This window comes from uncultured Microbulbifer sp., assembly GCF_947489355.1.
Taxonomy (GTDB): domain Bacteria; phylum Pseudomonadota; class Gammaproteobacteria; order Pseudomonadales; family Cellvibrionaceae; genus Microbulbifer.
Window position 1 is genome coordinate 1 of the sequence record NZ_CANLDD010000070.1, and the last position, 13881, is coordinate 13881.

15 protein-coding genes are annotated in these 13881 nt (G+C 47.8%); 8 read left to right on the forward strand and 7 right to left on the reverse strand.

Annotated elements, in window-relative coordinates:
- Positions 1–191: 191 nt before the first annotated feature.
- The 5 genes from Q1A48_RS18785 to Q1A48_RS18805 all read right to left on the reverse strand — a co-directional run bounded on the left by Q1A48_RS18785 (position 192) and on the right by Q1A48_RS18805 (position 3641).
- Positions 192–416 carry a hypothetical protein gene (locus Q1A48_RS18785; RefSeq protein WP_299948008.1) on the reverse strand — a complete coding sequence of 75 codons (225 nt, stop codon included), beginning with the start codon at positions 414–416 and terminating at the stop codon, positions 192–194.
- A 378-nt stretch (positions 417–794) separates the two neighbouring features.
- Positions 795–1133 carry a P-II family nitrogen regulator gene (locus Q1A48_RS18790; RefSeq protein ID WP_299948010.1) on the reverse strand — a complete coding sequence of 113 codons (339 nt, stop codon included), beginning with the start codon at positions 1131–1133 and terminating at the stop codon, positions 795–797.
- A 75-nt stretch (positions 1134–1208) separates the two neighbouring features.
- Positions 1209–2468 carry an ammonium transporter gene (locus tag Q1A48_RS18795; protein WP_299948012.1) on the reverse strand — a complete coding sequence of 420 codons (1260 nt, stop codon included), beginning with the start codon at positions 2466–2468 and terminating at the stop codon, positions 1209–1211.
- A 57-nt stretch (positions 2469–2525) separates the two neighbouring features.
- A complete protein-coding gene (locus tag Q1A48_RS18800) occupies positions 2526–2864 on the reverse strand; it encodes a P-II family nitrogen regulator (RefSeq protein WP_299948014.1) in 339 nt (112 codons plus the stop codon).
- Between the two features lie 51 nt (positions 2865–2915).
- A complete protein-coding gene (locus Q1A48_RS18805; protein ID WP_299948016.1) occupies positions 2916–3641 on the reverse strand; it encodes a TorF family putative porin in 726 nt (241 codons plus the stop codon).
- A gap of 428 nt (positions 3642–4069) precedes the next feature.
- Between Q1A48_RS18805 and Q1A48_RS18810 the strand changes: the two genes are divergently transcribed.
- The 3 genes from Q1A48_RS18810 (at position 4070) to Q1A48_RS18820 (ending at position 6825) form a co-directional block, all read left to right on the forward strand.
- Positions 4070–4312, forward strand: a complete 243-nt coding sequence (locus tag Q1A48_RS18810; protein ID WP_299948017.1) for an accessory factor UbiK family protein — start codon at positions 4070–4072, stop codon at positions 4310–4312.
- A 31-nt stretch (positions 4313–4343) separates the two neighbouring features.
- Positions 4344–5840 (forward strand): YifB family Mg chelatase-like AAA ATPase, encoded by a 1497-nt coding sequence (locus Q1A48_RS18815; protein ID WP_299948019.1) that lies wholly within the window; start codon positions 4344–4346, stop codon positions 5838–5840.
- Between the two features lie 655 nt (positions 5841–6495).
- On the forward strand, positions 6496–6825 hold the full coding sequence (locus tag Q1A48_RS18820) for a hypothetical protein (RefSeq protein WP_299948020.1): 330 nt from the start codon (positions 6496–6498) through the stop codon (positions 6823–6825).
- A gap of 343 nt (positions 6826–7168) precedes the next feature.
- Here the strand turns inward: Q1A48_RS18820 and Q1A48_RS21960 are convergent, their stop codons facing one another.
- Both Q1A48_RS21960 and Q1A48_RS18825 read right to left on the reverse strand, forming a co-directional pair.
- Positions 7169–7462 (reverse strand): transposase, encoded by a 294-nt coding sequence (locus Q1A48_RS21960; protein ID WP_366523443.1) that lies wholly within the window; start codon positions 7460–7462, stop codon positions 7169–7171.
- Positions 7378–7803, reverse strand: coding sequence for a transposase (locus tag Q1A48_RS18825; protein ID WP_299948021.1), 426 nt, complete (start codon positions 7801–7803; stop codon positions 7378–7380). The genes Q1A48_RS21960 and Q1A48_RS18825 overlap by 85 nt, the downstream gene beginning before the upstream one ends.
- 330 nt (positions 7804–8133) lie before the next feature.
- Here Q1A48_RS18825 and Q1A48_RS18830 point away from each other — a divergent pair, with 330 nt between their 5' ends.
- The 5 genes from Q1A48_RS18830 to Q1A48_RS18850 all read left to right on the forward strand — a co-directional run bounded on the left by Q1A48_RS18830 (position 8134) and on the right by Q1A48_RS18850 (position 13619).
- Positions 8134–8418: a hypothetical protein gene (locus Q1A48_RS18830; RefSeq protein ID WP_299948022.1), complete on the forward strand. Its 285-nt coding sequence runs from the start codon at positions 8134–8136 to the stop codon at positions 8416–8418.
- A gap of 598 nt (positions 8419–9016) precedes the next feature.
- A complete protein-coding gene (locus Q1A48_RS18835; RefSeq protein ID WP_299948023.1) occupies positions 9017–10048 on the forward strand; it encodes an XdhC/CoxI family protein in 1032 nt (343 codons plus the stop codon).
- Positions 10045–10761 (forward strand): nucleotidyltransferase family protein, encoded by a 717-nt coding sequence (locus Q1A48_RS18840; RefSeq protein ID WP_299948024.1) that lies wholly within the window; start codon positions 10045–10047, stop codon positions 10759–10761. Before Q1A48_RS18835 ends, Q1A48_RS18840 begins: the two co-directional genes overlap by 4 nt.
- Positions 10762–10911: 150 nt before the next feature.
- Positions 10912–11376: a (2Fe-2S)-binding protein gene (locus Q1A48_RS18845; protein ID WP_299948026.1), complete on the forward strand. Its 465-nt coding sequence runs from the start codon at positions 10912–10914 to the stop codon at positions 11374–11376.
- The gene (locus Q1A48_RS18850) at positions 11373–13619 is read left to right on the forward strand and encodes a molybdopterin cofactor-binding domain-containing protein (RefSeq protein WP_299948028.1); all 2247 of its coding nucleotides are present in this window, start codon (positions 11373–11375) and stop codon (positions 13617–13619) included. Before Q1A48_RS18845 ends, Q1A48_RS18850 begins: the two co-directional genes overlap by 4 nt.
- Positions 13620–13881 lie beyond the last annotated feature (262 nt).

The following is a 13881-nucleotide window of genomic DNA, read 5'->3' on the forward strand; positions in this document are numbered from 1 at the left end:
AGGTGCTATCAAAGCACAGTAGCTATGGCTTGTGCCTTCCTATGGCTACCCATGTGAAACGGGAACAGCCCCTAGGCCGGGAGCGGTTTACCGGGTTTTTTCCAGCCAGCCCCAACAACCCAACTGACCTTTTAAGGTTGGAGACCGGTGTGTACCGCCACCCTGCCGGCGGAGGTGGCCTTCTTAGGGGACTAAATCGGGCGGCTGCCGTATTTGGGCTGTGGCTTGCGAGGGGGATCGGCGCTGACATCCGGGTCAATTTCGCTGATTGCGCCGCCACCATCGAGAAACTCCTCCACATCGGCACTGAGTTGACTCCTTGCGCGTTCGCGCGAGGTGACACTGCGCTCTTCGGCAAATTCCTCAGAGTCTTTACTGCGAGAGTTCTTGCTCTGATCTTCGTAACCATCTTTCATAGCTAAAACCCTGTAACCTTTACTCCTGTTACAGAGGGAGTACCTCTGCGCCGCCTTTTCCCCGCGGCGTATAAGAAACCGAAAGCCAGTTCGAGTGACAATCCCGTGCCCCATCACAAGTGGCGAATAATATATAGGCACTTCCTATCTGCGCCGCCAGCTGTGAGCGCTTGAGCCGTAGAGTTTTTTGTTGGGACAAAACTGTGAGATATTGCCTTTTGCTATGGGGATTTCAGCGAAAGCTGTGCAGGGGTGTTTGCCCACATCACGCAAATGGCATAACCGACAATACCCAGAAAAGAGAAAAGCCCTCCGAGGGGCTTACAAAAGCAGTTGGCGTTCTTTTTCTATTTCAACTATCGAATATATGTGGCTTGATTACACCGCCTCCCTGCCCGTTTCACCAGTGCGGATACGGATCACTTCCTCCAGGGCGGTAATAAAGATTTTACCGTCACCGATTTTTCCTGTCTGGGCGGCCTTGGTAATGGCCTCAACAGCGGGATCCACCATATCGTCATCCACTGCCAGCTCCAGTTTGACTTTGGGCAGGAAGTCCACCACATACTCAGCACCGCGGTAGAGTTCGGTATGCCCTTTCTGGCGACCAAAGCCTTTCACTTCCGTTACCGTCATCCCCTGTACACCCACTTCCGAAAGGGCTGTACGTACATCATCCAGTTTGAAGGGCTTAACCACGGCCGTTATCAATTTCATTTTGTCTATTCCCCTGATGTGTCTTCTCTATAATAACCGCAACCAGGGTGCCACCTGGCGGGGTTCGCAGAACAACTAATTGCTCATGAACTCCGGGTAAGCTTCCATTCCGCATTCCGTCAAGTCAATACCCTCCTGCTCCTCATCCTCACTGACGCGGATACCGGTCACCCACTTGAGCAGATACCAGACCATAAGGGAAGTGGTAAAGACCCAGAAGAAAATGGTCACGGCGCCTGTCAACTGACCGCTAACAGTGGCGTCTTCATGTGTGAGCGGCACCAGCATCAGACCGAGCATACCAATCACACCGTGTACGGAAATTGCGCCAACCGGGTCATCTATTCTCAGCTTGTCCAACACGATAATGGAGAAAACCACAATGATACCGGCGATCATGCCAAACAGGGTTGCCTGCAGCGCAGTCGGAGTGGCGGGCTCGGCGGTAATGGCCACGAGACCGGCCAATGCCCCATTGAGCAGCATCGTCAGATCGGCCTTGCCAAAAAGGATGCGCGCGGTGATTAACGCGGCAATAGCCCCTCCGGCTGCAGCAGTATTGGTATTGACAAATACCATCGACACCGTGTGTGCATTGGCAGCATCGCCCAGTTTGAGCACGGAGCCACCATTAAAACCGAACCAACCCATCCACAGAATAAAAGTCCCCAGGGTTGCCAGCGGCAGGTTTGCACCGGGAATCGCATAGACCTGACCATTGGGGCCGTACTTGCCCTTGCGCGCGCCCAGCACCAGAACGCCAGCCAGTGCAGCAGCTGCGCCAGCCATATGTACAATACCGGAACCGGCAAAGTCAGAGAAGCCGAGATCACCCAGGTTATACAGTCCGAAAACGTCTTTGCCACCCCAGGTCCAGGACCCCTCAAGCGGATAAATAAAGCCTGTCAGGACAACGGCAAACGCCAGGAAGCTCCACAGCTTCATTCGCTCTGCTACGGCACCGGATACGATGGACATTGCCGTGGCGACAAACACTACCTGGAAGAAAAAGTCGGAGGCCCCGGAATATACGGAGTCGCCCTCAAAGCCATTCTCAGCGGACTCCGCCAGTACACCGTCAAGGCTGAAGGCCTCAATGCCGGAAAGCATCCAATTGCCATCATACATAATCGCGTAACCGGTCATCAGGTACATGATGCAGGCAATGGCAAACAGGGCGACATTCTTAGTGAGAATTTCGGTGGTATTTTTTGAACGCACCAGGCCTGCTTCCAGCATTGCAAACCCGGCAGCCATCCACATCACCAGCGCACCACATATCAAAAAATAAAAGGTATCAACTGCATATTGCAACTGAAATGCTTGACTTTCCATTTTCCTCTCCGGTTAAACCTGTATATTTTTTAAAATTATGTTTTGAATATTTCTGATCTAAATAGCATCGCTGCCGGATTCTTCGGTGCGTATACGCACTGCCTGCTCAAGGTTGGCTACAAAAATTTTGCCATCGCCGATCTTCCCGCTATGCGCGCTGGAACCTATTATTTCCAACGCCACATCCAGTTGTTGCGCTGAAACTGCAATTTTCAGCATGGTTTTAGGCAGAAAATCCACTACATACTCTGCGCCACGATATAATTCCGTATGGCCCTTTTGCCGGCCAAACCCCTTAACCTCACTGACAGTAACGCCATTAACACCTGCTTCTCTCAAAGCGTCTCGCACTGCATCCAGTTTGAAAGGTTTAATAATTGCAGTGATCAGTTTCATGGCTTCCCCCCACAAAAGAACAATGCCCGCAACTAATTACAGGCGTTTGTATTACCAGGTGTAGCTCGCTTCAGCGAGCAGTGTCGCCTCACACCAGCTGGTGTCAAAGCACGCTCTGTCGCTTATATCTGTGCCAATAAAAGCAGCGCTCAGGGTTAGGTCACCAAACGCTTTACTGAGGATTGCAGAGTAATCGATATAGGAATCAGACTCGTATAGGAAAATTTCTTCATCAAAAAGGTTTAAACCAATATGAAGCTCTAAACTCAGATCAGATGGCAAAGAAAAACTATACTCTGCGTAAGGATAATAAAAAGCACCTGATTCAGCCCAATAGTCATCGGAATAAGCAAAACCCAGCGTTAGGTCGGAGAAGGTCAGACTTCCATATATTTCCTGATAGTCCTCATCACGATCACTTCCGTGATAAGCGTAATGGATATAACCAATCTCATAGCGCGTGGAATCATTCACTTCCGCAGAGTAGCCACCATAGAAATCCTGTTCAAAATCAGTTTCGTCATTGCCGTAATCGAAGTCCACCTGTGAAACCCAGGTGCCCAGATAAAAGCCATTGACAAAATCTAAGTCTATCCCCGCCTGAATTGCCGGTTGCCCATCGCTCTGACTAATACCGCGAAATCTGTACTCCGAGACCAGACCCGCGCTGACACTGAAACTGGGACCGCTTTGTTCGGCAAAAGCCGTACCGCCAATAGCCAGAGCCAGGGCAGCACCAGTGAAGACAGTGGCGATTTTGTGCATTTTCGTTTTCACCTTTGATCCTCCAAGATTTCCATGTATCTAAATTTCTGATTCCTGTAATGGCGCCGCCTGCAATCGGTCCTGTACTGTCGGGTATGACAGAGGGTCTTTTGCGTCTTGTGAACGGCGACTTTCCCAGACTGCCAGTGATCGTCAATGGCACACCTGCCTAATTGAGTGCAGGGTTGATGCCAAAGCTGCAACACTGAATAAAATCAACGGGTTAGCTAAGAAAATAGACAGTTGGAATAAATACGAACAAAGAGCCAACAAAAGAGTACGCACCAAACTGGCCCTTTTGATCGAAACACGCACTGAAGTGGGGAGGCACTGCAGGGGGGAATAATCAAAATGGTGCACCTTGGACAGCTTTTGCGACAAAGTACTGTGGGTTACAATCTGGTGCCAATAACGATGAATTACTGAGCGAGGAGTTGCCTGTGGCTGCGGATAAACTGCAACAGCTACTGAAAGAACTGCAACAACAGGGTGCGGTTGTCAGCAATGACCTGCGCAGCGCCCTGGAAGTTTCCCTGGACAAGTTGCCACTGGTATCCCAGCGCGAGTTCGATACCCAGGTGGATATTCTGCGACGCACCCGGGAAAAGCTGGCGCGCCTGGAGGATAAAGTGGAAATGCTGGAACAGGTCCTGGCCTCAAGGGACAACAAACCCGAAACCTGAATCCTCGGCTGGTGATTTCCAGGATGAAACTGTGAACCTCTCAGTTACCCATGCCCGTGCACAGCTCGGGGTATCTGCCCCATTGGTCACAGTCGAGACACATCTGGCCAATGGCCTTCCCGCCTTCCATATCGTCGGCCTGCCTGAGACAGCGGTGAGAGAGAGCCGCGACCGGGTACGCAGCGCCCTGATCAATAGCCATTTCGAGTTTCCACAGCGCCGTATTACGGTCAATCTTGCCCCCGCCGACCTGCCCAAAGAAGGCGGGCGCTACGACCTGGCGATCGCCATCGGTATCCTCGCGGCCTCCGGACAGGTGCCCTGCGAACCTCTGCAAAATTATGAGTTTATCGGCGAATTGGCACTGACCGGCATACTGCGCGAAGTCAGTGGCGCCCTACCCGCAGCGATTGCCAGTTCCATTGCCCGGCGCAAACTGGTGGTGCCACAGGCGTGTGGTGCCGAAGCCGCTCTGGCGGGAGGCGAAGTCGGCAGTGCCGCTTCACTATTGCAGGTATGTGCCGAACTGCACGGGCGTGAGCCCTTGCCCCGCGCCACTCCCAAACCGCAAGATGCTGATATACATTGCGCCGATCTTGTCGATGTGCGCGGCCAGCTAAAAGCCCGGCGCGCCCTGGAGGTGGCTGCAGCCGGTGGCCACAACCTGCTTTTTTACGGCCCCCCCGGCACCGGCAAAACCATGCTGGCCAGCCGCCTGCCGGGCATACTGCCTCCGCTCAGCACTACCGAATTAATCGAGGTGGCTGCCGTCTACTCCAGTGCAGGCATGCCTCACCAGAGTTTGCGTCCTTTCCGTGCGCCGCATCACAGCGCCTCGCCAGCCGCGCTGGTGGGGGGCGGCAGTACACCGAAACCTGGGGAGGTCTCACTGGCCCATCGCGGCGTCCTGTTTCTGGATGAAATGCCAGAATTTCCCCGCCAGGCACTGGAAATACTGCGCGAGCCTCTGGAAAACGGTGAAGTGCGCATCTCCCGCGCACAAGCCCAGGTCACCTTTCCCGCCAGTTTTCAATTGGTGGGCGCCATGAACCCCTGCCCTTGTGGATACTTGGGGGAGAACCGCTGCCGCTGCACACCGGACCAGATTGGCCGCTACCGCAACAAACTTTCCGGACCGCTGCTGGACCGTATTGACATGCAGGTGGAGGTCAGCACCATGAACGCCGCTCAATTACAGGACGCTCCCACCAGCGAGCCTTCCGAAGTGGTGCGCACGCGGGTATGCACCGCCCGCGAGCGACAGATCCAACGCCAGGGCAGGATCAATACCCTCTTACAGGGTGTCGAGTTGGAAAAGCACTGCGCACTGGGAAACAATGAAAAGCATCTGATGAGACACTCTATAGAAAAACTGGGGCTCTCTGCGCGCAGCTATCACCGCGTACTCAGGGTCGCGCGTACCCTGGCAGACCTTGCGGGTGCTGAAAGGGCCTGTACGACGCATATTTCCGAGGCCCTTGCCTACCGCAACCTGGACAGACGCCGAGCCATCACGACTTCGATCTAGCTTGGCCTTATAAAAGACACACCGCAATTTGCCCACAGCCGCAGCGCTTCGGGGTGGCGCATCTGGTTAAAACAAATGGGGCTTTTAAACCAATAGCAATCGGTTTTCTAAGTCAAATACTTGGACCGCATAAAGTTCCGCAATCGATGTATAAATCTAGAGGGGGTTTGCGGAGCGGGTATAGGGATGTTCTCCATTTACTACCGGGTCGGAAGGAAAGAATACGCCTCTCCCAGGACACGCTGTGAATACATCCTTGTACGCTCGTAATGGGCATCCATGCCTCATACGATCTCAGGGAGAGGGGTATTCTTCCCTCCTGCTTTACTAGTAAACATGCCTAAGCTCTGTCTACGTACTGTTTTACAGGAAATATGGCCAGATGTGAGCCGGAATCTCGTTCATTGCGACCTTTATTTTGACAGTAGTGGGAATTGTGCCGAAAAAAACACGTAAATACAGACGGTTACAAGTGATAGGTTATCTCAGGACAGTGATCGCGATGACTTTTTTATTTTGTATGATGGTATCAATTTTGTGCAATTATCTGCCTTTAATAAAACACTTACAAGATTTACGCAAAATTGATTTCGAGATAGCAATCAGGATAATAGTGGTCACGGTAATCATTGTATAAATATTAAGCGTAAAGAACATGAAAATCAACATAGCGATTTGCTTTTCGATTTTATTATTCGCCTGTGACAAGGATACGCTCGTGCATTTAGAGGGAGAAAATAACGAGACTATTATAGTTGCCATAGCCTCTCCCGATAACATCTATATACAGGGCCAAGGAGTCGCGATGACACTTAACGAGTTTCGGGCAAAAGTATCGACCATGCTAAGTAAAAGCAGTAGTTATAGCTTTGTCATTCAATCCCCCGCAGGGCCAAGCCACAGAACAACTAAAGATGTACTAGCGGTTTTAAAGGAGAGCGGAGTAAATTCACGTCACATTGCAGTAGCAAAAAGTGGCGCTTAACAAAGCGCGGCAGTCACGACAACCTACTACGTGATCTTCCGCTGCGCTTGGCGTTGTTCACCAATCACAAAAATTAATGGCTCTTTATGGGTTCCAGGGAGTTATTCCAGCAGTAGGTTAAGCAATCCTGAAATAGCAGCCTTTCCCCGACGTTTTATATTGTGCAGGCACTCAAAAAACTCAGATACAGAGGAAGTCTCTCTTGTGATATCCCTCGATGGGGGCGCAACCAAGATCGCAATAAAGACCAGAAACATTCCATAGTATTCACATGAACTTCATTAAAACCGTCACCATCTTCATCCCGAGCATACTCGCCAGCACTGTGGCAAACAGTCTTGTGTCAGTAATCCCACTCTTTCAATCGGTCATAAATGTTGTATTCATCTGTGTAAGCCAAAGTGCCCGAAGAGATAGTGGTCTCAACTAACGGTCGAATCGTTGCTGGTTTAAGATTTGCAAGCATACGTATCGCAACCTGGCCACCTCGCTGGATCATGCCAAAAATGGGAGGCTTTTCTTTCTCCAGCGTATCACGACCACGGGCACCCCTCAGCTGGTTCCGCCGCCCACTACGGCCTTTTTTGACTGCTGCTGGCTGTTCCTTATGTCCCACCACAACATAAACTCGTCGCATTCCATTTCACCGTCAAGAGAGATATCAGGAGTTTTGCTGTGAACGGCTTCTCTGAGCTGTTGCGTCATCTGCTGGATATCATCTTTGTTCAAGTCGAGCTCCCGGCTGATCTGTGAATTTGGTAGTTTCAATGACATGAAATACAAGCAATGCACCCAGATTTTCAGAGGCTGATGATGGCCCGAAAACACAGATAAAGTCAGGTCATCAAAACGGCGCTGGCAACTCTTACACCGATAACGCTGCCTGTCCGGCTGTGTATCATCCTTTACCTGCCGGGTAACGTCCTGACCCATACAGTGAGGACAGCTCACTCCATCGGGCCAACGATGTTGCCGCATCTGTTGTAGCACGTTGTATTATCGAGGAGATCGTGAAATTTCATCATGAGACTGTTTTACAAGCGTTCAGTAGTCAAATCCATCGATAACGTCCTAAATTCATAGCTCTCCGGAATCCATAAAGAGCCTAGCACAGGAATACGCAATCCTTAAAAAAGTGTTGCACATAGTTGCAATCATGACAATGATAAGTACTGCAGCGGAAAAAATAAATTTATACAATACCACGAGAAAGAAGCAATTGAGTGGCATGCTCTTAACAAGTAAGAGCACTGGATATAGGATTCTGCGCTCATGCATTCGTCATTATATTATGATCAGAGGTGGAATGTGAACTGGGAGCTATCGAATGTGGATTACCCTCAAATTGATATAAAGCAAAATCATGTTGAGGGTTTATCTATGTGGATTGAAAAAATCGCAGAATTAGCTTTAACATATGGAGGTGTTTGGAGTACAATGGTTGTAGATCTTTGGCCGAATGATAATTACTCAAGACTAATAGGCCATGTCCATATGAAAGATGTGGCAATAGGTTATGATACTGGATTTAGAGTTTGCGTCTACTTAGAGAATGGCGGAACAAAAGGTGATTCTGGTAACGTATTCCACTAATAAACAAATGGCTAAATATTGCTGTAGCAGGCGAAAGAACCAATATCAAGCTTAATAATTTAGCTCAAAAAAACCTATTTGAAATTTGTCTTTCAAATTGTGGTGAAGGTGAGCTGAACGATACCATTAATATTGAATATAAATAAATACAATAAGCATATTGAAAAATATCCGCAAAAAAACCTAGGCTCGTTAACGCTCACCACATGCCATGGTGTTAAATTTTTTGTGGCAGGTAGTTTGAGCATAATAAAAATACTATTCTCTTTTTTCTGGATAGTAGACTGTATGCCTATCACTTCCGAGCGAAGCAAAGTTGTCTTGCACCAGGTAACAAGAGATCATCTGCAATGGGTATCAGTAAGCGAGCAATGAGGCGGCGCTCAGCTAAAGATTATTGATAACAAATCTTGCCAAAAAATGATTATGAATGTTGAAGCGATGTAGAAATAGCCAAGGAGTTAATTGTCAATAGAGGAGGTTTTATGCTTCAAAGAGGGCTGGTGAAATTTAGGGTCGATGTATCCAACATGGGTGTTGTTTCCTCCAAGTTTCATGGCGTCATGGCGGGCTCTGCCAAATTTTATAGTAAGGATTTATGTCGCATCATATTGAAGATCTTTTAAGTGAATGGCAGGCCGCACCGAAAGACGGCTGGGTATTGGCGGTTGTAACTAAAGTACAAGGTTCAGCTTATCGTAAAGCCGGTGCTATGATGCTATTCCACCCATTGGGAAAGGCCATTGGCATGGTGAGTGGAGGCTGTCTAGAGGAGGATCTTAAACGGCATGCTCAGAGAGCCATTCAATACGATGTAGTGGTAAAAGTAAAATATGACGCTAGAGATGAATCTGATGCCAGCTACCAGTTAGGTTGTGGCGGAATTGTCGAACTGATGTTGTTTCCATTAACGCAAAGTAATCATTACCTGCAATTACATTTATTGACAGAGAAACTCAATGCAGGTGACCCTGTTTTTTATGAGTTAGCCATGACTAAAGCGGGCACGGCAGCGGATAAAATGAGTGCTGCCGTGGTGCATGTTGCAGAGGCTGATTATCCACTGCACGACTTTCAAAAAGCGGTAATGCTTACCCGAGCCAAAAAAGAACGCACCACACAACAGTATCTTATCATTCCATGCCGTCCACGATTTCATATCGCTATATTTGGTGGTGGTTTGGATGCACAGCCAGTGGCCAATATTGCGGGCCAATTAGGCTGGAAAGTTACGGTTATTGATGAGCGGACCAGTTATGCCAGAAGCTATGACTTTCCTAATGCCAGGATTATAAAGCAGTCAAGTACTAATCTGTCTGATTCGGTATTATGCCGTTTTGACGCGGCAATCGTAATGCAACACAACCTAGAGTTAGACAGTGCCGCCTTAAAACGTCTTAGCCAGGTTCCAATCAACTACATCGCCTTGCTGGGCCCACCTCATAGACGCGATAAAGTACTTGAAAGGGTTCAACTGACGGAAGCTGATTTTCATGGAGTACTTTCAGCACCAGCCGGGTTGGCGCTGGGTGGCGAGCTGCCAGAATCCGTGGCTTTAAGTATTTTGGCACAGTGTCATGGCGTACTGCATAACGCCAGCCAGTTTGCCTTAGAAAAGGTGATGCTTTGATCGACGAACTGGATAACACTCCAACAGACTTAGTGAATATCAAGGCGAAGTCAGCATCAGCTAAAACTGTATTGGTGGCAGTATTAGCTGGTGGGGCAAGCCAGCGGTTCAAAGGGTGTAAGTTGGCAGCCGATATTGATGTTTTTGATGCATCAGGAAAAGTAAAGCGCCAACCATTAATACTGCATTCGCTAGATAAAGTGCAATGCTTAATAGCTAAAGCACCGACTAAAATAAACTATCAAGTGATGGTCGTCCTGGGTGAACACAGCCAAGTTATCACAGCACTACTGCCTGATGAGGTCATGGTTATCAAAAATCAACAGTGGCAACAGGGCATATCCAGTTCGATAAAAGTGGCCGTAGCTAAGGCTCAGTCGATACAAGCCGATGGTTTACTCATCACACTCGCTGATCATATCGGTGTAGCACTAAATGATCTTTACAAGTTAACCACTACTTGGTTTGCCAACGGGCAAACCAGTTGTGCCCAATACAAAAACAGTTTTGGTACGCCAGCGATTTTTAATTCTGAAGACTTTAAGATACTTTTGAGTCTTAGTGGAGACAAAGGCGCCAAAAAATTATTGATTGAAAAAGAAAAGTCACAACAAATAAACGTGATCGATATTAAATTCGTTACAACTGATATTGATAGCAAAACAGATTTAGAAAAGTGGCAACAACAGATGAAAGTAACCAGGAATTATTGATATTGGCTACCCGAGCGTTATTGGTTTTGAGTGTGTTTTAGACTGGAAAATAATTTTTCGTTACATGGCAACAACTAAATAAAGATATAACAGTGTTATCAACCTTAAGCTGTCGCTGATGTTATTAGCACCAAAGGAAAGGAGAGAGTAATGTCAAGTAAGAAAATAACATTAATGTTAAATGGTAAGATTTTTACTCTTGATACTGATCCGAATATCCCAATTTTATGGGTAATACGCGACATGTTAGGCATGACAGGCACTAAATATGGTTGCGGTGCTGGGCTTTGTGGCGCTTGCACGGTACATATTGAGGGCAAACCAGCAAGAGCTTGCTTAACCAGTGTTGCACAGGCCCAGGGTAAGCATGTGACTACAATTGAAGCTCTTGAGTTTGAGGGGTTAAAAGAAGCTTGGAATACCCATAATGTGCCGCAATGTGGATATTGCCAGTCGGGCCAATTGATGTCTGCTGCGGCGTTGCTTGCGAGTAATGCTACTCCCACTGACGCTGATATTGATACTGCTATGTCTGGCAATATCTGCCGCTGTGGTACCTATACCCGAATCAAAGCTGCAATCCAAAGTGTGGCTAAAAAGAGAGCTGAGAAATGAGTATATTTACAGCAGTGCAAAACTTTAGCCGCCGTGATGTACTTAAGCTATTTGGAGTAACAGGTGGAGGTTTAGTACTTGGAGCCAACGGTTTGAGCTGGACTCCTATGGCACTGGCACAAGAAAAAGCCGGTAAGCTCAATTTGTTCATTGCGGTTGGTGAGGATAATAAGGTTTATTTAACCTGCCACCGCTCAGAAATGGGACAGGGTATTAGGACGGGTATTCCTCAAATTTTAGCAGATGAGTTAGAGGCTGAGTGGCAACATGTTGTGGTGGTGCAAGGCCTGGCAGATAAACGCTATGGCAGCCAAAATACTGATGGCTCCCGCAGTATTCGTAAATATTACTACCAGATGCGTCAGATGGGCGCAATAGCGCGAACCATGCTTGAGCAGGCAGCCGCTAATCGCTGGGAAGTCCCTGTGTCAGAGGTTAAGGCGAAAAGCCATTATGTTCATCACGACAAAAGTCAACGTAAATTGAGCTATGGTGAGCTAGCCTTAGCGGCATCGAAGTTAGCCTTACCGGATAAAGAGAGCGTTAAGTTAAAAAAGAACAGTGAATTCAAACATATTGGCCAGTCACGCACGATCGTTGATATGGACGATATGTTGTCGGGTAAAGCTAAATATGGCTATGACGTTCAACTTGATGGAATGCTTTACGCTAGTATTACCCGCCCTCCAGTATTGGGTAGTGATGTCGTTAGATTAGATGATAGTCAGGCACGAAAGGTTGCTGGAGTCGTTGATGTTATTCGCTTACCGGTTCCTAAAGGCGCACCTGCTTTTCAAGCTTTGGGCGGTGTTGCGGTAATTGCTACAAATAGCTGGAGTGCTTTACAAGGAAGAAAAGCACTAGTGATTGATTGGACTGCCTCACCGAACGATACCCATGACTCTGAGAGTTATTTGGAAACGCTATCTAAACGAATAACCCAACCAAGTAAACTTGTACGGCAGCAGGGCCCTGAAATTTATGATTGGTCCACAAATTCGAAAATTCAATCACAATATACTATCCCTTATTTAACCCATGCTCCAATGGAGCCGCCCGTGGCAACCGCAATGGTGACTGAACATGGCTGTGAGCTGTGGGCCTCGACTCAAACACCTCAAAGTACTCAGCAGAATGTGGCTAAAAATTTAGGAATAAAAGAAGAGCAAGTTAGAGTTAACGTAACCTTATTGGGTGGCGGCTTTGGTCGAAAAGCTAAACCTGATTTCAGTGTAGAAGCAGCACTGTTATCCCAACAACTTAATCGGCCTATAAAGGTAAGTTGGAGTAGAGAAGATGATATCCAAAATGGCTATCTTCATGCGATAAACGCACAGTTTTATCAAGCTAAAGTTAATAATGACAATTTTCCCGAGGCGATGCTGCAGCGTACTGGTTTCCCGTCAATTAGCTCGACATTTGCAGAGAGCGTTGAGTACCCGTCTGCCGGAGAGCTAGATCTTGGCTTTGTTGATATTCCTTTTGCGCTCAAAAGCTATCGCTGTGAATCCGTTAAGGCTGAAGCATATACCCGCATAGGTTGGCTTCGCTCTGTGTGCAATATTCAGCACGCTTTCGGTATAGGCAGCTTTGTTGATGAGCTAGCTCACCACGCTAATATGCCATCGCCACAGATGTGGAAACAGATGTTAGGTAAGCCTCGGCTGGTCGATTTTGCTGATCAAGGCTTTGAATACAGTAACTATGGTGAAGAACTTTCTCGTCATCCTGTGGATGTTGGGCGCTACCATAAGGTCATTGATATTGTGGAGTTGGCGATGAAACAGAAAACGTCACTTCAAAAAGGACAAGGCTGGGGCTTTGCGGTACATCGAAGCTTTACCAGTTATGTAGCAGTTGCTATTTTGGTCGAAGTCGATCGAAGCAAAAACCTAAAGGTGATCAAATCAATTGCGGCAATTGATGCTGGGTTGGTGGTTAACCCTGATCGAGTTGTCTCACAAACCGAAGGCGCTGTTGTATTTGGCCTTAGTCTGGCAATGATGGGCGAGATCAGCTTTAAAGCAGGAAGAGTTCAACAGTCTAATTTTCATAACTACCCTTTGTTGCGTATCAATCAGTGTCCTGACATTGAAGTGACCATTGTGGCTTCTGATGCTCCCCCTGCGGGAGTGGGGGAGCCGGGAGTTCCGCCTGTAGCGCCAGCGTTAACCAATGCTATATTTTCTGCTACAGGTATGAGAATTAGAGACTTGCCAGTTAATAGTGTCTTGAATGTATAAGCGCCACCTGGCATTTTTTTACCCAAATGTATACTTTGACTCACCTCGAGCGGCTCCGTTTACCAAATCCTATAACGCTCCCTATCCGGATTAGTGGTAGGGGAAAGTGCATTGAAGGCGCGGTTTGTGATTGAGCACCCGCTGTTACTTTACGCGTTGAAGTAGGCGTTGGCTGTCGGTCCTTGTGTAGTGGTCAAGTATTTTTGGCCACCGTCTTTTGAGCATTCCAATATTTTTCTTCAGTCACATTCGGCGGCAAACC